The sequence below is a fragment of the Streptomyces sp. SAI-170 genome (assembly GCF_049739565.1).
Taxonomy (GTDB): domain Bacteria; phylum Actinomycetota; class Actinomycetes; order Streptomycetales; family Streptomycetaceae; genus Streptomyces.
Window position 1 is genome coordinate 4,053,461 of sequence record NZ_JBMGQD010000001.1, and the last position, 17,628, is coordinate 4,071,088.

The window sequence follows — 17,628 nt, forward strand, 5'->3', positions numbered from 1 at the left end:
TGAAGTGTCACACTTCGCCCCATTCATGACTGGCAGGCGACCGGCTCGATCCGGGGCGCGGTGTTGTGTGGACGCGCGCTGCCCGGATCCGCGCAGGAGCGTCACACGGGCTGCACACCCGGGCCGGGAAGTGTCGTTAGCGTGACTGGCCGTTCGATCACCGTGCGACGGGAACAGGAAGACGTAGATGGACTACTGCTCCGCGTGCCGGCGGCATCTCAACGGCGCCCTGGTGTGCCCCGGGTGCGGCGCCTACGCGCCTGACATAGCCCCGGCCGCCGTGCCCACCCCTGTCACCCGCCTCGCACCGGCACCGGCACCCGCGCCCGTCCCGGCCGAGGACGCCCCGCCCTCGACGCGCCCCGGGCGGGCGGCCCGGCGGCGTCAGCTCGCCCGCTTGAAGAAGCACAAGCGCCGGGCGGCCGTCGCGACCGCCGTCGCCCTGGTCGGCGGCGGCCTGACCCTCGCCTCGCTGGACCGCGGCACCCCCGCACGGGCGCAGGCCGCCGCGGCGCCGGACGACCGGCCCATGGGCGGAGTCGACCTCCAGGCCCCCGACCACACGCCCCAGCCGGTGTCGAGCCCGGCCGCCACGCAGCGCGCCCCCCGGCCGAGCGTGCCCGCCGAGGCCCCGGCCGCCCCGGCCGAGGTGACCACCCCTCGGGTCGGCGTGCCGGTCCAGCGGCACGCCCCGGCGGCCGCCCCGCAGCAGCGCGACATCCCGCAGTCCTCCACCGTCACCACCCCGCGGACGCCGCCCCCGAGCACGCCGACCGTGGAGCCGACCGCACCCACGGCACCCGAGGCCCCGGCCACGCAGCCCCCCGAGGCTTCGGCCCCGCCCACGGAACCGACCGAGCCGACGCAGCCGACGGGGGAGCAGACCGACCCGGCGAAGGTGTGCCTGCTGGTCCTCTGCCTCGGCTGAAACCGTTCTCAACCGGTCCCGCAGGGCGGCCATGGCTAGGCTGCCGCAATGACCACCGAGTTGACGCTGCTGGGCCAAGTCGCCTTTCGGGGACGGGAGATCACGGCGCCGCGGCTGCGCGGGCTGCTGGCGCTGCTGGCGGAGGACCTGCGGGGCGGGTGCAGCACCGGGCGGCTCGTGGAGGGGCTGTGGGACGGGGAGCTGCCGGAGCGGCCGGGGAAGGCCGTGCAGGTGCTGGTGTCCCGGCTCAGGACGCAGCTCGGGGCCGAGGTCGTGCTGAGCACGCCGAGCGGGTACCGGCTGGGGCTCGACGAGCGGCAGGTCGACAGTTCGGCGCTGCTGCTGTGCGAGGCGGCCTGCGGCGAGCGGGCCCGGGCCGGGGACCACGCCGGGGCGCTCGCGCAGGCCGAGGCGGGGCTGGCGCTGTGGGACGGGAGTGTGGGCGCCGGGTCCGGTGAGGAGCTGTACGACCCCGTGGTGGCGCTGCGCGCCGGACGGGTCGGGGCGTTCCGGGCGCTGGTGCGCGGTCGGGCCCTGGCGCTGGCGCGGCTGGGGCGGCTCGCGGAGGCCGTGGAGCCGCTGGCCGAGCTGGCGCGGGAGCTGCCGCGCGACGAGGAGGTGCTGGCGGAACTGCTGCGCAGCGAGGCGGCGACCGCGGGCCGGGCTGCGGCCCTGACCCGGTACGACGCCTACCGGCGCGCCCTGCGCGAGGAGCTGGGCACCGACCCTGGACCTCGACTGAAGGCCGTGCACCAGGAGTTGCTCAGCGCCGACGCGCCTCGGGTGCGGCAGGGCGTGCCGCACGAGCCGAATCCGCTGCTGGGCCGGGACGCCGATGTCGCCGCGGTGACGGGGCTGCTGCGCGAGGCGCGGGTGGTGACCGTGACGGGTCCGGGCGGGCTGGGCAAGACGCGTCTGTCGCACGCGGTGAGCCGGGCGGCCGAGCAGCGGGTGGTGCACTTCGTGCCGCTGGCCGGTGTCACGGCCGACGAGGACGTGGCCGGGGAGGTCGCCTCGGCCGTCGGCGCGGGCGAGGGCCTGCAGTTCGCGGGTGCCGGGGACCCGGTCGCGGGGATCGCCGCCGCGCTGGGCACACGGCCCGTGCTGCTGGTGCTGGACAACTGCGAGCATGTGGTGAGCGGCGCCGCCGGGCTCGTACGGGACCTGGTGTCGCGGTCGAAGGAACTGCGCGTCCTGGCCACCAGCCGTGCCCCGCTGGGGCTGACCTCGGAGTCCGTGTACGCGCTGCCGGAGCTGTCCCTGGACACCTCGGTGGAGCTGTTCGGGCAGCGGGCGCGGGCGGCGCGGCCCGGGGTGGAGCTGGACCCGGAGGCGGTCGCCGAGATCTGCCGGCATCTGGACGGGCTGCCGCTGGCCGTCGAACTCGCCGCCGCCCGGGTGCGGGTGCTGTCCGTGGCCGACATATCCCGTCGGCTCCGGGACCGTTTCGCGCTGCTGCGCGGCGGTGCCCGTGACGCACCCGAGCGGCATCGCACGCTGCGGGCCGTGGTCGAGTGGAGCTGGAACCTGCTGGAGGAGGACGGCCGGGCGGCGCTGCGCGCGCTGTCGGTGTTCCCCGGCGGGTTCACCGAGGACGCGGCGGAGCATGTGCTCGGGGAGGACGGCGACGCGCTGACCCTGCTGGAGCAGCTCGCCGACCAGTCCCTGATCAAGGTGAGCGACAGCAGGTCCGGGGTGCGCTTCCACATGCTGGAGACGCTGCGGGAGTTCAGCGCCGCCCGGCGTGCCGAGGCCGGTGAGGAGGAGGTGGTCACCGGCCGGTTCCTGGACTGGGCGCGGGAGTTCGGGCGGGCCCATCACGACGTGCTGTTCAGCGCCGACCCCCTGCCCGCCTGGAACCGTATCCGTGCCGAGCAGGACAACCTGGTGCTGGCGTCGCGGCACGCGCTCGCCCGCTCCGACGGGCCCGCCATCGCCGCCCTGACCGCCGTACTGGCGTCGCTGTGGGCCACCGACACCAACTTCACCCGGCTGACCGCGCTGGCCGCCGAGACCGGTGGGCCGTTGTCGCACTTCCGGCCGGGGCCCGAGGACGTGGAGCCGGCCCGCAGTGCGGCCGCCGTGTGCACGGCCAGCCTGTTCATGGGCCACGGCCCGCACGCCCTGCGCCAGTGGGTGACGCTGCGCCGGCTGCCGTCGGCCCCGCCGGACACGCTGCTGCGGGCGCTGTCCCTGGTCCTGTGTGCCGTACCGGAGATGCGGCCGCCCGAGTACGCGCGGCTGGAGGAGCTGTGCGACGCCGACGAGCCGCTGCTCGCGGGGGTCGCGGCGTGTGTCGCCAGCTATGTGTGGGAGTCGGAGCATCGGACCGGGCGGGCGCTGGAGTACGCCCGGCGCACCTTGCAGGCGCTGGCCCCGCTCGACAACCCGAGCATGCTGCTGCTCGGCCACGGCCGGATCAGCGAGCTGTGCCTCCAGACGGAGAACGGCGCGGAGGCGTACGAGCATCTGCGGGCCGCGCTGGACGTGCTCGGCGACTTCGGCGACTGGTCGGACTCGATCGGGGTGCGGTGGGGGCTGGTGATGGCCTGTCTGCAGCGCGGGGAGGTCGAGGAGGCGGAGTACTGGCTGGGTCTCGCGGCGCTGGAGCAGCCGTCGGTGCCCGACCAGATCTACGCCCCCGATCTGCCGGTCCGGGCGGAGATCGCGCTGGCCCGGGGCCTGACCGAGGTGGGGCTCGGGCTGTGGCGGCGGGCGGTGGAGCGGGTGGACGCGGACGGCCTGCGGCATGCAGGGGACCCGTTCGTGGCGCCGTGGGCGCTCCAGGTGCGGGCGGCCACGCTGGCGGCGCACGCCCGGCACGGCCGGCTGGAGCCGGTGGCCGCGCTGCCCGGCGAGCTGCGCACCCGGCTGCTCGCCCTGCTGAACGGCACGCCGGGCGAGGGGTCCCCGGTGGAGGCGCCCGTGTACGGCACGGTCCTGCTGGCGCTGGGCCTGGCGGGGCTCGCCTCCGGCGACCGTACGGCCGTACGGCTGGTGGCGCTGGCCGAACGCATGCCGGTGGTGCGGGACTTCCCCTCGCTGTCCTCGGCGCGCTCCCGGGAGGCGGCCGAGCACGCCGACCGGGCGGCGTACACCGACGCGAGGTCGAGGTACGCCGCCCTGGGGCCGGAGGAGCTGCGGGCCGAGGCCCTGCGGGAGCTCACCGGCGCGGCTCGCGGTTGAAGGTGGCCCGGGACCAGCGGTAGCCGAGGACCGTCAGGCCCAGGCACCAGGCGACGGCGAGGACGGCGTTCTGCGTGCCGATCTCACTGCCCAGCAGCAGGCCGCGCAGGGTCTCGATGGCGGGGGTGAACGGCTGGTACTCGGCGACCGGCCGGAACCAGCCCGGCATCGCGTCGAGCGGCACGAACGCGCTGGACAGCAGCGGCAGCAGGATCAGTGGGGTGGCGTTGTTGCTGGCGGCCTCGGCGTTCGGGCTCACCAGGCCCATGCCTACGGCGATCCAGGTCAGCGCGCTCGCGAAGAGCACGAGCAGTCCGAAGGCTGCGAGCCACTCCAGGACCGTGGCGTCGGTGGAGCGGAAGCCGATGGCCACGCCGACGGCGCCGACGAGGACCACGCTGAGCACCGACTGCAGGACGCTGCCGATGACATGACCGGTGATCACCGAGCCGCGGTGGATCGCCATCGTGCGGAAGCGGGCCATGATGCCCTCGGTCATGTCGTTGGAGACGGAGACCGCGGTGCCGACCACGGTGGAGCCGATGGTCATCAGCAGCAGGCCCGGGACGACGTAGGCGATGTAGTCGGAGCGGTCGCCGCCGCCCATGCCCGCGCTCATCGTGTCGCCGAAGACGTACACGAAGAGCAGCAGCAGCATGATCGGCGTGAGCAGCAGGTTGAGGGTGAGGGACGGGTAGCGGCGGGCGTGCAGGAGGTTGCGCCGCAGCATGGTCATGGTGTCGCGGACGGCGAGGCCGGCGGCGGTCATCGGAGGGTCTCCTTCGGGGCGGACTGGGCGGGGACGGTGCTGCCGGTCAGGGCGAAGAACACGTCGTCGAGGTCGGGGGTGTGCACGGACAGCTCGTCGGCCTCCACGCCGGCGCTGTCGAGCCAGTCGAGGATGGCGCGCAGTTCGCGCTGGGTGCCGTCGCTGGGGACCTGGAGGGTGAGCGCCTCGTCGTCGCGGGTGGTCTCGCGCAGGGCCCTCGCGGCGCTCTCGTAGGCGACCGGGTCGGCGAAGCGCAGCCGGACGTGCCCGCCGGGGACGAGCCGCTTGAGCTCCTCGGCGCTGCCCTCGGCGACCAGCTTGCCGCCGTTGAGGACGGCGATCCGGTCGGCGAGCTGGTCGGCCTCCTCCAGGTACTGGGTGGTGAGGAAGACGGTGACGCCGTCGCGGACCAGCTCGCGGATGATGCCCCACATGTTGTGGCGGGAGCGCGGGTCGAGTCCGGTGGTCGGCTCGTCGAGGAAGATGATCCGCGGGCTGCCGACCAGGGTCATGGCGATGTCGAGGCGGCGCTTCATGCCGCCGGAGTAGGTGGAGGCGGGTTTCTTCGCGGCCTCGGTGAGGTCGAAGCGCTCCAGCAGCTCGGCGGTGACCCGGCGGCCCTCGCCCCGCGACAGATGCTGGAGGTCGGCCATCAGCAGCATGTTCTCCTCGCCGGTGATCAGCCCGTCGACGGCGGAGAACTGCCCGGTGACCCCGATCGCGGCGCGCACCTTCTGCGCGTCGGCGACGAAGTCGTGCCCGGCGATCCTGGCTTGCCCCGCGTCGGCGGAGATCAGCGTGGTGAGGATGCTGACCGCGGTGGTCTTGCCGGCGCCGTTGGGGCCGAGGAGCGAGAAGACCGTGCCCGCGGGCACCTGAAAGTCGATGCCGTCGAGGACCGTCTTGTCCCCGTAGGCCTTGCGCAGCCCGGTGGCCTCGATCGCCGGCTCGTGGTGTGTCGTCGTCATGGGGAGGACTGTGCGGCCCGGCCGGTTCACCGCGGTTTCAGGCCGGTTTCAGCGCGCCGGGGCAGTGCCGGGGCAGTGAAACCCATGGGCCGGAAGCCGCCCTTCCACCACCACGTAGGCTTAGGCAAGCCTTAGCTGACTCACAGGGGAAGGGCGCATGTCAGGAGTCGCGAGACGCCGCGTCGGCTGGACCGCCGCCGCCCTTGTGCTGGTGCTGGCCGTACTGCTGAGCCTCGCCGTCGGCAGCCGGCCCGTCGCGCCGTCGGTGGTGTGGGACGCGCTGGTGCACGGCGGGAACAGCCCCGACGCGCAGGTGGTCCGGGCGCTGCGGGTGCCGCGTACGGTCGTCGGTGTGCTGGTGGGAGTCGCGCTCGCCGTCGCCGGCACGGTCCTGCAGGGCATCACCCGCAACCCCATCGCCGAGCCGGGCATCCTCGGCATCAGCCAGGGCGCCTCGCTGGGTGTCGTGTGCGCCATCGCCTTCTTCGGGGTCCACTCGCTCACGGGGTACGTCTGGTACGCCTTCGCGGGCGCGGCCCTCGCCGCGGTGTGCGTCTATGCCGTCGCGAGCGGCGGACGCGGCGGAGCCTCGCCGGTGAAACTGGCGCTGGCGGGCGCGGCGATGAACGCGTTCCTCGCCTCGGTCGTCTCGGCGGTCCTGACCACCGACGCCCGCGCGCTGGACGAGTTCCGGTTCTGGGACGTCGGGTCCATCAGCGGGCGGGACGCGGCGATCGCCGGTCAGGTCTGGCCGTTCCTGGTGGCCGGGCTGGTGCTGGTGCTCGCCATGGCCCGGGGTCTCGACGCCCTCGCCCTCGGCGACGACATCGCCCGGGGGCTGGGCCGCAATGTGCAACTGCTGCGCGCCACCGGCGCGCTGGGGGCGACCGTGCTGACCGGTGCCGCGGTGGGCGCGGCCGGTCCGATCGCCTTCGTGGGTCTCGCCGTCCCGCACATCGCCCGCGCGCTCGTGGGCCCCGCGCACCGCCGGCTGCTGCCGATGGCCGCGCTGCTCGGGCCGGTGATGCTGCTGCTGGCCGATGTCCTCGGCCGGGTCGTCGTACGGCCCTCGGAGGTGCCGGTGGCCGTGATGACCGCGCTGGCCGGGGTGCCGTTCCTCGTCGTCCTGGTCCGGCGGAAGGCGGTGACGGCATGACCGCGCCCGTCGGTCCTCAGGCCCCCGTCGCTCCTGCGGGTGCCGCGCGCGTGACCCCGGTGGGGCACACCGTCCTGCGGGCCGGGCGCGGCAGCCTCCTGCTGCACCGCCGGAGCCTGCTGGTGGCCGTGGCGCTGAGCGTCCTGCTCGCGGCCGCCGTGGTCGCCTCCCTCTGTGTCGGCCGGTCGTTCGTCGCGCCCGGCGAGGTCGTGCGGGTGCTGCTCGGCCTGCCCAGCCCGGACGAGCTCGTCGTCGGCACGCTGCGGCTGCCGCGGCTGGTGACCGGGCTGCTGGTGGGGGCCGCCTTCGGCGTCTCGGGCGCGCTGGTGCAGACGGTCGCGCGCAACCCGCTGGCCAGCCCGGACGTCATCGGGGTGACGCACGGGGCGGGCGCGGCGACGGTCGCCGCGATGACCTTCGGCGTCACCTCGTACACCGCCCTGCCGTACGTCTCCGTCGCGGGCGGTCTCGCCGCCGCGGCCCTGGTCTATGTGCTGGCCTGGCGGCGTGGGCTGAGCCCCGCCCGGTTCGTGCTGGTCGGCATCGGCATCTCGGTGGCGCTGGGCTCGCTGACCCGGCTGTTCGTGACCAAGGGCGACTATCTGGTCGCCCAGCAGGCCAAGGTGTGGCTCACCGGCTCCCTCAACGGCCGCGGCTGGGACCAGGCGGGCCCGCTGGCGACCGCGCTGCTGGTGTGTGTGCCGTGTGTGCTGTGGGCGGCCCGGGCGCAGCGCGCCGCCGCGCTGGACGAGGACACCGCCACCGCCCTGGGCAGTCGGCTCGGCCGGGACCGGCTGGGGCTGAGCGTGCTCGGCGTGGTGCTGGCGTCGCTCGCCACGGCGGCGGCCGGTCCGGTGGACTTCGTCGCCCTGCTCGCCCCGCAGATCGCCCGCCGTCTGACCCGCACCCCGCACATCCCGCTGGTGGGCTCGGCGCTGACGGGCGCGCTGATCGTGGTCGTGGCCGATCTGCTGGCCCGGCGGCTGCTGTCGCCGCTGGAGCTGCCGGTCGGCGTGTTCACCGCCCTGGTGGGCGCCCCCTACCTGATGTGGCTCATCGTCAGCTCTCGCAGCAGCCGTTCCGGAGGAACCGCGTGACCGGCAACCGCCTCACCGCCCAGTCGCTCACCCTGGCCTACGAGGACCGCGCGGTCGTCGAGGACCTGGACCTGGAGATCCCGCACGGCCGGGTGACCGTCATCGTCGGGCCCAACGCCTGCGGCAAGTCGACCCTGCTGCGGGCCCTGGGCCGGCTGCTGAGGCCGAAGCGCGGCGCGGTGCTGCTGGACGGCACCGAGCTGGCGCGGATCCCGACCCGGCGGATCGCGCGGGCGGTCGGGCTGCTGCCGCAGACGCCGGTGCCACCGGAGGGCATCACGGTCGCGGACCTGGTCGCACGCGGCCGTCAGCCGCACCAGAAGTGGTGGCAGCAGTGGTCGGAGGCCGACGAGCGGACCGTCGCGGAGGCGATGGAGCGCACCGGTGTCGCCGAGCTCGCCGCCCGCCCGGTCGAGGAGCTGTCGGGTGGTCAGCGCCAGCGCGTGTGGATCGCGATGGCCCTCGCGCAGGACACCGACATCCTGCTCCTGGACGAGCCCACGACCTATCTGGACATCGCGCACCAGGTGGAAGTCCTCGACCTGGTGCGGCAGTTGAACCTGGAGCGGGCCCGGACCGTGGTCGCCGTCCTGCACGACCTGAACCAGGCAGCCCGCTACGCCGACCACATCGTCGCCATGAAGGCCGGCCGGATCGTGGCGCAGGGCGCACCGGCGGACGTGGTCACGGCGGAGCTGGTGCAGGAGGTGTTCGGGCTGGCGTCGGTCGTCGTACCGGACCCGGTGACGGGGGGCCCGCTGGTGGTGCCGGGGCCGCCGCGGACGGCCGGGGTGCCCGAACAGGCCGTACGGGAAACCTGACGCGGACGTGATCGGAAGCACAGGCTCCGAATGCGTCGTACTCACAGGTATCTCATAAAGTAAGGCTTGCCTAAGTTTCACTCGTACGACGGGAGTCCTCCCATGTCCGCAAGCCGCCGCGGCACAGCCGCCGTTGCCCTCGCGCTCGCCGCCGCGCTGTCCCTGACCGCGTGCGGCGGTTCGGGCGACAGCGAGGAGACGACCGCCGGGAAGCCGTCGGCCGGCGCCGGCGACAAGAAGTCGGTCGCCCAGGGCGGCGAGGACTTCGCGAAGGCCGCCGAACAGACCGCGAAAATGGGCACGGACGCCAAGCCCGGCGAGTGGCCGCGGACCATCGAGCACGCCATGGGCGAGACCGAACTGAAGGCCCAGCCCAAGCGCGTGGTCGTGCTGGACGTCGGCGAGCTGGACAACGTCGTGTCCCTCGGCATCGAGCCGGTCGGCCTCGCCCCCACCGAGGGCTCGCCCGAGCTGCCGTCCTACCTGAAGAAGGACGCGGGCCACCCGGAGAACGTCGGCACCATCAACAACCTCAACCTCGAGGCCATCGCCGCGCTCGAGCCCGACCTGATCCTGGGCAGCCAGCTGCGCGCCGCCGACAAGTACGACGAGCTGTCGAAGATCGCCCCGACCGTGTTCTCCCTGCGCCCGGGCTTCACCTGGAAGGAGAACTACCTCCTCAACGCGGCCGCCCTGGACAAGACCGCGCAGGCCCGGGCGAACCTCGCCGCCTACGACAAGAAGGCGAAGGCGCTCGGCGACAAGCTCGGCGCGAAGAAGCCGACCGTGTCGATGGTCCGCTACCTGCCCGACGGCGTCATCCGCCTGTACGCCAACGCCTCGTTCATCGGCACGATCCTCAAGGACGTCGGCATCCCGCGGCCCAAGAACCAGGACATCGAGGACCTGGCCGCCGAGATCAGCGCCGAGAACATCGACCAGGCCGATGCCGACTACATCTTCACCGGCGTCTACGGCGACCCGAAGGCCACGGACAAGTCCCAGGCCCAGGCCAACCCGCTGTGGAAGAACCTGCGGGCCGTCAAGTCCGGCCACGCCTACGACGTCCCGGACGAGACCTGGTACCTGGGCCTCGGCGTGACCGCGGCCGACCAGGTGCTCGCCGACCTGGAGAGCCGCCTCACGAAGTAACCCGCCGATCCCCTGCGGCGCGGCTGCCCCACCGGGCGGCCGCGCCGCGTCAGCATGGGCCTCCCCCGTCATGACGTAACCCTGGAGGTCCCTTGCGGCACTGGAGGTGGGCGGTCCTTGTCGCGCTGACGGCCTGTCTGGCCGGGTGCGCGACGCTCGGCGAGCGGGAGACGGCCGCGTCACGGGCGGCGCTGCGCTTCGCCGACAGCGTCCGGCAGGCCGACGGCCCGCGCGCCTGCGCGGCCCTGGCCCCCGAGACCCGGCAGGAACTGGAGCAGTCGGCCGAGTCGCCCTGCCCCGAGGCCCTGCTCCAGGAAGACCTGACCTACGACGGCCGGGTGCGGTCGGTGCAGGTCTACGGGCAGCAGGCGCGGGTCGTGCTCGACACCGACACGCTGTTCCTGTCCCGCTTCCCCACCGGCTGGAGGATCACCGCGGCGGGCTGCGAGCCCCGCCCCCAGCGGCCCTACCAGTGCCAGGTCAAGGGCGGGTGAGGCGGCGATGCGCTCCCTGTTCACGCTGCTGCTGGTGATCGTGTGCGGCGGCCTCGCCTACTTCACGGCCGTGGGACTGATGCACCGATGAGCCGCCTCACCCGGTACCTCAAGCACAACGGCCTCACCCTCGCCTTCGGCGCCGGCTTCCTGCTCACCGTCGCCGGGCAGGCCGTCTCCGGGCACGCCGAGTTCAACAACCAGCTCGTCGCCGACGGACTGCACCCGCTGAGCTTCCCCGACTACCTGGCGACCTCCGACTTCGCCGTCGACGTCACCGAGAACTGGCAGTCGGAGTACCTCCAGTTCTTCCTCTACGTCTTCGCCACCGTCTGGCTGCTCCAGCGCGGCTCGCCCGAGTCCAAGGAGCTGCACAAGGCGGGCCCGGAGAGCGACGAGGAGCAGATGGTCGGTCCGCACGCCGTCGCCTCCTCGCCGCGCTGGGCCTCCGCCGGGGGCTGGCGGCAGCGGGTGTACGGGCGCTCGCTGGGCATCGTCTTCGCGGTGATCTTCCTGTGGTCCTGGCTGGCCCAGTCGATCGCCGGCACGGCCGCCTACGACGAGATGCAGTTGCGCGACCTCCAGGCGCCCCTCACCTGGTCGCAGTACATCGGCACGGCCGACTTCTGGAACCGCACCCTGCAGAACTGGCAGTCCGAGCTGCTGGCCGTCGCCTCGATGGCCATCCTGTCGGTGTATCTGCGCCAGCGCGGCTCCCCGGAGTCCAAGCCGGTCGGCGCCGCGCACACCTCGACCGGCGTCGAGGGCTGAGGGAACGTCAGTCCGTCGGTGTCGGCACGGCCGTGGGGGTCGGGACGGGCGCCTCGGTGGCGGGGGAACTGGGCGAGGCCGTCTCCGCCGGGGACTCCTCGAGGCCCGGCGGCAGGGACGGGGCCGGGGACGGCGCCTCGCTGACCGTCGGAAGGCTGCGCTCCGGAGTCGGCGCCCCGCTCGTCGGCGCCGGCGCGGGGGCCAGCGGCGGCGCCGGACGGGCCGGTCCTTCCGGGGCGGCGAGATACAGCGGGAGCGCGGCCAGGGCGAGCGCCGCGCAGGTCAGCCCGGCCGCAGCGGCGGTACGCAGCAGCCGGCGGCGGGACGCGGCCCGGCGCAGGGCCGTGTAGTGACCGGGCGGCGGGGCGAGATGCCCGGTCGGCGGGCCGAGCAGCACCGTGAGCGGGTCGTCGCGGCCGAACTCCTCCTCGTCGTCGAAGTCCTCGTCAAAGCGAGTGGTCAAGGCTTCTCCTCAGGTGGACGCGGAGCAGTTCGCGGGCCGCGTGCAGGTCGGCCTTGACGGTTCCTTCCTTGCGTCCGGTCAGCACGGACACCTCCCGGATCGGCATGTCAGCGTAGTAGTGCAGGAGGATCGGGATGCGCAGCCGGTCGGGCAGCGACTGCACGAGAAGCCGCACCGAAGGGTCGGCCTGCTCGGGATGCGGCCGCACCGCCGCCTCCGTCGTCGCCCGGCGCACCGCGTGCCGTTCGCGCTCCAGCTTGCGCCAGTGGTCCCGGACCAGGTTGGCCGCGGTGACGTAGAGGAAGCCGCGCGGCTCGTCCACCTTCGTCCAGCGCGCCCACAGCCGGGTGAACGCCTCCGAGGCGACCTCGTGGGCGGTCTCGTCGTCGTCGACGAGCCGCCGGCACCAGCCGGCGAGACGCGGGTACAGGGCGGCGAACAGCTCGGAGGCCGCCTGGTCGCGGGACCGTTTCAAGCCTCCGGGCTCCCCTGGATCAGTGCGGCGGACACGATCACGTTGTCGCGGTACTCGTCCCCGGTACGGGGCCCGCCGCAGGTGATCAGCCGCAGCTCCGGGCGGCTCACGTCACCGTAGACGTCGTCGGCGGGAAAGTCGGCCTTGGCCACCGTCCGTACGGTGGTCACCGCGAACACCGCCGTACGGCCGCTCTTCAGCCGCACCTCGACCCGGTCGCCGCGCCGCAGCCCGGCCAGCCGACGGAAGACGCCGTCGCCGTAGGGGCCGACGGTGACATGGCCGAGCAGGACCGACGGGCCGGTCTGGCCGGGCGTGGGCGAGTGCCGGTACCAGCCGGCCCGGTCGTGCTCGGTGACCGGCGGCACCTCCACGGTCCCGTCCTCGGCCAGCCCGAGCCGGATGACCGGGGTGTCGACATCGGCGGCCGGTATCCGCAGCCGCACCGGCTCGGACCGGGCGAGGGGCCGGGCGGCCGGGCGGGGGGACGCGCCGGGCCGGTCGGCTTCCAGGTCCACGGCCCGGTCGGCATGCCGGTCCTCGCCGCCGCCCCCTCCTCCACAGCCTGTGAACAGCGCGGCCGCGCCCGCCGCACCGGCTCCGGCGAAGGCCCGCCTGGACAGTGCGGTCATGCCCCGGTCGCCCGCCGGCGCCGTACGACGAAGGCGAGCCCGCCGGACGCGGCGAGCAGCGTCGCCGCCCCGGCCGCTCCGAGGCCCGCCTGGGAGGAACCGCCCGTCGACGCCGCCACCCCGGTGTCGGGCGCGCCGCTGGGGACCACGGACACCTGGCCGCCGCTCTTTTCGGACGCCTCCGTCGGCACCGGCGACGGCACGGCGGTCGCCGGTGCTTCGGTGGGCGCCGGGGTGGGGGCCTCGCTCGGCACCGCGCTGGGGGTGGGCGTGGGCGTGGCCGGGGGGAGGGTGGGCGAGGCGGAGGGGGCCGGGGCCGGGCTGTCGGCGAAGGCGGCCCCGCCGCCCGCCAGGACGGCGGCACAGGCAACGGCCAGGGCACTGAGGACGGTGCGTCGCATGAGTCTCGTTCTCTCTCGTCGGTGACGGATCGTGCTCAGAGACGAGACAGCGACGGGCGGGGTTGTAAAGAGATGGCAAAGGCCCGCGAACCCCGGCCGCCTTCAGCACGACGCCCCCCTCGTCTTCCTCCTCCTCGCGCGCTGAGTGTGAGCGCGCGGGGACGCTGCGCTCGCCGAAGCTCACGGGCGCGTTACGGAACGCTCAACCGCTGGTGTCCGCAGGGTGATGGGGCGACCATGGGCGCATGACTCCGGCCCAGCGCGCCCGGGAACGTCTCGCCGTGTGGCCCGACCTGACGCCGGGTCCGGCCGGCTGCGGCACGGGCCAGGCGCTTCGCTCCCCGCACGGCGAGATAGTCCACTTCCACACCGGCCACGACGTCGACCTGCATCTGACCGACTCCTCGCTGGGCCGCTGGTCCGCCGACCTGCGGGAGTCCACCGCCGTCCGGCTGGTGCCGGGCTCGCGCTGGGTGACCGTCCACCTCGACTGCGACACGGACGTCGACCTGCTGCTGAGCCTGGTCAGCATGGCCCTCAAGGCGCAGCAGACCGAAGGGGACCACTCCGGCTGCAACCTGCACCGGGTGACCGTGCTGCCGCGCGACTGAACGGCCCTCAGTCCTCGGCCAGTTCCTCCAGGAAGTCGGCCGGCGGCACGAAGAACTGCGTGCCCGTCACCGGCCGGGAGAAGTCCAGCAGCGGGTCGGGTCCGGTCTCCTCGGTGCCCAGGTACATGCGGCGCAGCATGGTCTCGGGGATGTCCGGGTCGGCGGCGTAGGCGATGAAGTACGTGCCGAACTCGCCGTGGCCCGGCCGTCCGAAGGGCATCGCGCCGCGCAGGATCTGCCGCTCGGCGCCGTCGGCGTCGGTGACGGTGTTGACGTCGACGTGCGAGCCGGGGGCGTGGATCTCCAGGTTGGTCAGCTTGGTGCGGCCGACCGTACGCTCCTGCTCCTCGACCGACAGCTTCTCCCAGGCGTCGACCTCGTGCAGATACTTCTGGACGAGGGCGTAACTCCCGCCGCGGAAGCGGGGATCCTCGTCGCCGACGAGCGCGGTGGCGGCGGCCTCCGCCCCGACCGGGTTCTCCGTGCCGTCCACGAAGCCCAGCAGATTGCGGGAGTCGAAGTACGCGAACGCCTGCACCTCGTCCTGCACGACGGCCGTGTCACCGAGCCGCCGGACGATCTCGGCGGACAGCGCGAAGCACAGGTCGGGCCGCTCGGCGCGGACATGGAACAGCAGGTCACCCGGGGTGGCCACGGCCCGGTGGCGGGGCCCGGCCAGCTCCCGGAAGGGCCGCAGCAGGGCCGGGCACGGTCCGCCGGCCAGCCGGTCCCAGGCCTGGGCGCCGATCCCGGCCACACAGGACAGCCGCCCCTCGGGCCGCCCGAAGCCGATCGCCCGCGCCAGCCCCGCCAACTCCCCGAGCAGGGCCCGCGTACGGTCCTCCCCACCGGGCTCGACGGTGACGACGAGGAACACCGCGGCAGCGGTCGGCGCCTCCAGGACAGGCTGCGGTCGCAAGGGCGACGACGGCGACGGCATGGTCTCTCCCTCTCGTTCCGGGCACGCCCCCAGGACGCCCCGCCCCCGCCCGGCGGCACCGGGCCCTTCCAGGGCGTCACGATGCCCCACACGCCTCCGGCCGTCACCGGTCCCGACCCCTCGGCCCGGAGCACGCTCCGTGGCCGGAATGCGCCTCAGCGCCCGTGATGCGCCCGCGGCGCGCCGTCAGCCCGCCGCGGCCCGCTGCGCCTGCGGCCGGCGCCGCAGCGCGGGGTCGGTCAGCGAGGCCGGCTGCCAGACGCCGTCCGCGCGGTACAGGTCCGTGCCCGGGGGCACGATCTCGTCGATGCGGTCCAGCACCTCGTCCGGCAGCGTCAGCGCGGCACCCTTGAGCAGCCCCTGGAGCTGGTCCAGCGTGCGCGGGCCCAGGATCACCGAGGTCACGGACGGGTGCACCAGCGGGAAGGCGACCGCCAGTTCCGGCAGCGTACAGCCGAGGTCGTCGGCGACGCCGATCAGCTGCTCGACGGCCTCCAACTTCCTGACGTTCTCGGGAAGTTCGGGGTCGAAGCGCCACGGAGTGATCGCCGCACGCCCCGCGCTCATGTCGACGGCACCGCCCTTGCGGTACTTGCCGGTGAGGAAGCCGGAGGCGAGCGGTGCCCAGGTCAGCGCGCCCATGCCGTGGCGTGCGACGGTCGGCAGCACCGCGCGCTCCACCCCGCGCGCCAGCAGCGAGTACGGCGGCTGCTCGGTGCGGAAGCGCGGCAGCCCGCGCCGCTCGGCGACATGGTGGGACTCGGCGATCTCCTCGGCCGGGAAGGACGAGCAGCCGAACGTCCGTATCTTGCCCTGCCGTTGCAGATCACCGAGGACGGCCAGGGTCTCCTCGACGTCGGTCGTCGGGTCCGGCCGGTGCACCTGGTACAGGTCGATCCAGTCGGTGCCGAGCCGGGTCAGGCTCTCCTCGACGGCGCGGGTGATCCAGCGGCGCGAGTTGCCGCTGCGGTTGCGGCCCTCGCCCATCGGGAAGTGCACCTTGGTCGCGAGGACGACGTCGTCGCGCCGCCCCCGCAGCGCCTTGCCGACGATCGTCTCGGACTCGCCGGAGGAGTACATGTCGGCGGTGTCCACGAAGTTGATGCCCGCGTCCAGCGCGGCGTGCACGATCCGTACGCAGTCGTCGTGGTCGCCGTTGCCCACGAAGCCGAACATCATCGTGCCCAGGCAGTAGCTGCTGACCTCGATACCGGTGCGCCCCAGCGGGCGATAACGCATGCTCATGCCGCGCACGCTAGGTGCTGGAGCGCACTCCAAGTCCAGCGGGTTTCCTCAGTGGGAGGATCTGCCCGGGTCGTCCTTGGCGAGCCGTGCGAACGGCGCCACGAGCAGCCACAGCATCGCCAGGCAGACCAGCCCCGCGCTCCACGTCCGGTGTGTGCCGCTCAGCCAGGGCACGGCCAGCAGGAACGGCACGCCGTAGATCAGCAGCCAGCCCAGCGCCCCGAGCGGTGTCCAGCAGTCGTCGCCGGAGGCGCCGAGGCCGAAAACACTGACGATCGCGCCCATCAGGCCGGTCAGCACCAGGGGGCCGCCGAGGTACCACCAGGGCGAGGGCGGCGTGGCGTCCTCGGCCGCGAGCGCGAGCAGCAGCCCGCCGATGGGCACGCCCATCAGCATCACGTTCCCGGTGCGCAGCACGGCCCACATCCAGTCCGGCTCTCCGCCGACCGGGTCGAGCCCGGACACGGCGAGCCTCTTCGTGCCGGCGTCGGTGACCAGCCCGCGCCGCACCCACACCGCGTTGCGCCACAGCAGCAGCGTCCACAGCGCCCAGCAGCCGAGCGCGGCGCACCCGGCCACCAGGACGTACGGGTGCGTCTCCCGCTCCGGCCGTACCGGCAGCAGCCCGGCGGCCGTCCAGCCCAGCACCACCGCGGCCCCGGCGAGCAGCCGCGCGGCGACCGTGCGCAACAGCCCTGTGCGTACGGCCCGTTCGCCGTCCGCGTGCAGGGTGCGCACCTGGAACAGCAGGACCCGGCGGCCTCTCACCACAGCGCCCCGAACACCATGACCACGCCGACGACCAGCACCAGCCCGCCGGGGACGATCATCGTGAACAGCTTCAGCAGCAGGAACGGCGGCCACTGCACATGCGCGGCCGTGCCGGGGTTGCGGGGGTCGTACACGATGTGGGTGCGCTGGACGTTGCGCTGGCAGTTGTAGAAGTGCTCCCGGCCGTCGGCGTCGGTGTAGCGGTAGTAGGTGGACCCCCTCCGCCGCGACGTCGCGTACGCCTCCACGGTGATGCCGCGCCGCGCCAGCGTGATCCGCCGGGAGGTCTCCTCCAGGCCCCCGAAGAACAGCAGCAGGCCGATGAACAGCGGCAGCAGCCCCACGATCACCCCGAGGACCCGCACCCCCTGGGTGGAGGCGACCCAGCCGGCGTAGCCGAGGTAGGCCAGCACCAGCAGGATCAGCGGTCCGAAGAACCACCACACCGACGTCTCGCGCGACCCGCTCGTCGTCACCAGCGCGCTGCCCGCCGGGTCCCGCCGCTGCGGCAGCAGACCGCTCAGCGCAGTGGCGAACGCGCTGGTGGCGGTCGGGTTGCCGCCCTCGACGCGATGCACGACCCCGTCGGTGAGCACGACCTCCACGACCCGCTCGGCCGGGGTGCGGACCTCCCGTACGGCGGCCAGCGGGATGTCGGTGCGTCGGCCGGAGCGGTCGATGCGGAGGGCCTCCGCGTCGTAGGTGGCCGTGACGCGGCGGCCGTTGAGTATCTGGGACATGCACAGTG

19 protein-coding genes are annotated in these 17,628 nt (G+C 73.8%); 9 read left to right on the forward strand and 10 right to left on the reverse strand.

What is annotated here, in order from left to right:
• The first annotated feature begins 187 nt into the window (after positions 1 to 187).
• A complete protein-coding gene (locus tag RKD23_RS18170; protein WP_424854618.1) occupies positions 188 to 928 on the forward strand; it encodes an SCO2400 family protein in 741 nt (246 codons plus the stop codon).
• A gap of 48 nt (positions 929 to 976) precedes the next feature.
• Positions 977 to 4,114 carry an ATP-binding protein gene (locus RKD23_RS18175; protein ID WP_424854619.1) on the forward strand — a complete coding sequence of 1,046 codons (3,138 nt, stop codon included), beginning with the start codon at positions 977 to 979 and terminating at the stop codon, positions 4,112 to 4,114.
• On the opposite strand, the gene RKD23_RS18180 is transcribed toward RKD23_RS18175, so the two are convergent.
• Together RKD23_RS18180 and RKD23_RS18185 are read right to left on the reverse strand one after the other, a co-directional pair.
• On the reverse strand, positions 4,092 to 4,883 hold the full coding sequence (locus tag RKD23_RS18180) for an ABC transporter permease (RefSeq protein ID WP_424854620.1): 792 nt from the start codon (positions 4,881 to 4,883) through the stop codon (positions 4,092 to 4,094). The two genes, RKD23_RS18175 and RKD23_RS18180, sit on opposite strands and share 23 nt — an antisense overlap.
• Positions 4,880 to 5,851 (reverse strand): ATP-binding cassette domain-containing protein, encoded by a 972-nt coding sequence (locus tag RKD23_RS18185; RefSeq protein WP_424854621.1) that lies wholly within the window; start codon positions 5,849 to 5,851, stop codon positions 4,880 to 4,882. Before RKD23_RS18185 ends, RKD23_RS18180 begins: the two co-directional genes overlap by 4 nt.
• Positions 5,852 to 6,008: 157 nt before the next feature.
• On the opposite strand from RKD23_RS18185, the gene RKD23_RS18190 reads away from it, so the two are divergent.
• The 6 genes from RKD23_RS18190 (at position 6,009) to RKD23_RS18215 (ending at position 11,342) form a co-directional block, all read left to right on the forward strand.
• Positions 6,009 to 7,007 (forward strand): FecCD family ABC transporter permease, encoded by a 999-nt coding sequence (locus RKD23_RS18190; RefSeq protein WP_424854622.1) that lies wholly within the window; start codon positions 6,009 to 6,011, stop codon positions 7,005 to 7,007.
• Complete coding sequence (locus RKD23_RS18195) at positions 7,004 to 8,104, forward strand: FecCD family ABC transporter permease (RefSeq protein ID WP_424854623.1); 1,101 nt, start codon at positions 7,004 to 7,006, stop codon at positions 8,102 to 8,104. The genes RKD23_RS18190 and RKD23_RS18195 overlap by 4 nt, the downstream gene beginning before the upstream one ends.
• A complete protein-coding gene (locus RKD23_RS18200; RefSeq protein WP_424854624.1) occupies positions 8,101 to 8,925 on the forward strand; it encodes an ABC transporter ATP-binding protein in 825 nt (274 codons plus the stop codon). The genes RKD23_RS18195 and RKD23_RS18200 overlap by 4 nt, the downstream gene beginning before the upstream one ends.
• Positions 8,926 to 9,027: 102 nt before the next feature.
• A complete protein-coding gene (locus tag RKD23_RS18205) occupies positions 9,028 to 10,077 on the forward strand; it encodes an ABC transporter substrate-binding protein (protein ID WP_424854625.1) in 1,050 nt (349 codons plus the stop codon).
• A 92-nt stretch (positions 10,078 to 10,169) separates the two neighbouring features.
• A complete protein-coding gene (locus RKD23_RS18210; protein ID WP_424854626.1) occupies positions 10,170 to 10,571 on the forward strand; it encodes a hypothetical protein in 402 nt (133 codons plus the stop codon).
• 87 nt (positions 10,572 to 10,658) lie between these two features.
• Positions 10,659 to 11,342 carry a DUF6766 family protein gene (locus RKD23_RS18215; protein ID WP_424854627.1) on the forward strand — a complete coding sequence of 228 codons (684 nt, stop codon included), beginning with the start codon at positions 10,659 to 10,661 and terminating at the stop codon, positions 11,340 to 11,342.
• A 7-nt stretch (positions 11,343 to 11,349) separates the two neighbouring features.
• Here the strand turns inward: RKD23_RS18215 and RKD23_RS18220 are convergent, their stop codons facing one another.
• From RKD23_RS18220 to RKD23_RS18235, 4 genes are read right to left on the reverse strand one after another with little or no spacing between them, the layout of a single operon-like run.
• Entirely contained in the window at positions 11,350 to 11,805 is a 456-nt protein-coding gene (locus tag RKD23_RS18220) for a hypothetical protein (RefSeq protein ID WP_424854628.1), read from the reverse strand.
• Positions 11,789 to 12,280 (reverse strand): RNA polymerase sigma factor, encoded by a 492-nt coding sequence (locus tag RKD23_RS18225; RefSeq protein WP_404037345.1) that lies wholly within the window; start codon positions 12,278 to 12,280, stop codon positions 11,789 to 11,791. The genes RKD23_RS18220 and RKD23_RS18225 overlap by 17 nt, the downstream gene beginning before the upstream one ends.
• Complete coding sequence (locus tag RKD23_RS18230) at positions 12,277 to 12,912, reverse strand: class F sortase (RefSeq protein WP_424854629.1); 636 nt, start codon at positions 12,910 to 12,912, stop codon at positions 12,277 to 12,279. The genes RKD23_RS18225 and RKD23_RS18230 overlap by 4 nt, the downstream gene beginning before the upstream one ends.
• The gene (locus RKD23_RS18235) at positions 12,909 to 13,313 is read right to left on the reverse strand and encodes an LPXTG cell wall anchor domain-containing protein (protein WP_424854630.1); all 405 of its coding nucleotides are present in this window, start codon (positions 13,311 to 13,313) and stop codon (positions 12,909 to 12,911) included. Before RKD23_RS18235 ends, RKD23_RS18230 begins: the two co-directional genes overlap by 4 nt.
• 245 nt (positions 13,314 to 13,558) lie before the next feature.
• On the opposite strand from RKD23_RS18235, the gene RKD23_RS18240 reads away from it, so the two are divergent.
• The gene (locus RKD23_RS18240) at positions 13,559 to 13,924 is read left to right on the forward strand and encodes a luciferase family protein (RefSeq protein ID WP_404037336.1); all 366 of its coding nucleotides are present in this window, start codon (positions 13,559 to 13,561) and stop codon (positions 13,922 to 13,924) included.
• A gap of 7 nt (positions 13,925 to 13,931) precedes the next feature.
• Here the strand turns inward: RKD23_RS18240 and RKD23_RS18245 are convergent, their stop codons facing one another.
• The 4 genes from RKD23_RS18245 to RKD23_RS18260 form a co-directional block, all read right to left on the reverse strand.
• Complete coding sequence (locus tag RKD23_RS18245; RefSeq protein ID WP_424854631.1) at positions 13,932 to 14,864, reverse strand: Dyp-type peroxidase; 933 nt, start codon at positions 14,862 to 14,864, stop codon at positions 13,932 to 13,934.
• 186 nt (positions 14,865 to 15,050) lie between these two features.
• A complete protein-coding gene (locus RKD23_RS18250) occupies positions 15,051 to 16,103 on the reverse strand; it encodes an aldo/keto reductase (RefSeq protein ID WP_424858269.1) in 1,053 nt (350 codons plus the stop codon).
• Between the two features lie 54 nt (positions 16,104 to 16,157).
• Entirely contained in the window at positions 16,158 to 16,880 is a 723-nt protein-coding gene (locus tag RKD23_RS18255) for a hypothetical protein (protein WP_424854632.1), read from the reverse strand.
• Positions 16,874 to 17,620, reverse strand: coding sequence for a hypothetical protein (locus RKD23_RS18260; RefSeq protein ID WP_424854633.1), 747 nt, complete (start codon positions 17,618 to 17,620; stop codon positions 16,874 to 16,876). Before RKD23_RS18260 ends, RKD23_RS18255 begins: the two co-directional genes overlap by 7 nt.
• Between the last annotated feature and the right edge of the window lie 8 nt (positions 17,621 to 17,628).

Coding starts and splice junctions, on each gene's coding strand:
- RKD23_RS18170 (WP_424854618.1), top strand. CDS start 188: ATGGACTACTGCTCCGCGTGCCGGCGGCATCTCAACGGCGCCCTGGTG.
- RKD23_RS18175 (WP_424854619.1), top strand. CDS start 977: ATGACCACCGAGTTGACGCTGCTGGGCCAAGTCGCCTTTCGGGGACGG.
- RKD23_RS18180 (WP_424854620.1), bottom strand. CDS start 4,883: ATGACCGCCGCCGGCCTCGCCGTCCGCGACACCATGACCATGCTGCGG.
- RKD23_RS18185 (WP_424854621.1), bottom strand. CDS start 5,851: ATGACGACGACACACCACGAGCCGGCGATCGAGGCCACCGGGCTGCGC.
- RKD23_RS18190 (WP_424854622.1), top strand. CDS start 6,009: ATGTCAGGAGTCGCGAGACGCCGCGTCGGCTGGACCGCCGCCGCCCTT.
- RKD23_RS18195 (WP_424854623.1), top strand. CDS start 7,004: ATGACCGCGCCCGTCGGTCCTCAGGCCCCCGTCGCTCCTGCGGGTGCC.
- RKD23_RS18205 (WP_424854625.1), top strand. CDS start 9,028: ATGTCCGCAAGCCGCCGCGGCACAGCCGCCGTTGCCCTCGCGCTCGCC.
- RKD23_RS18215 (WP_424854627.1), top strand. CDS start 10,659: ATGAGCCGCCTCACCCGGTACCTCAAGCACAACGGCCTCACCCTCGCC.
- RKD23_RS18230 (WP_424854629.1), bottom strand. CDS start 12,912: ATGACCGCACTGTCCAGGCGGGCCTTCGCCGGAGCCGGTGCGGCGGGC.
- RKD23_RS18235 (WP_424854630.1), bottom strand. CDS start 13,313: ATGCGACGCACCGTCCTCAGTGCCCTGGCCGTTGCCTGTGCCGCCGTC.
- RKD23_RS18240 (WP_404037336.1), top strand. CDS start 13,559: ATGACTCCGGCCCAGCGCGCCCGGGAACGTCTCGCCGTGTGGCCCGAC.
- RKD23_RS18245 (WP_424854631.1), bottom strand. CDS start 14,864: ATGCCGTCGCCGTCGTCGCCCTTGCGACCGCAGCCTGTCCTGGAGGCG.
- RKD23_RS18250 (WP_424858269.1), bottom strand. CDS start 16,103: ATGCGTTATCGCCCGCTGGGGCGCACCGGTATCGAGGTCAGCAGCTAC.
- RKD23_RS18260 (WP_424854633.1), bottom strand. CDS start 17,620: ATGTCCCAGATACTCAACGGCCGCCGCGTCACGGCCACCTACGACGCG.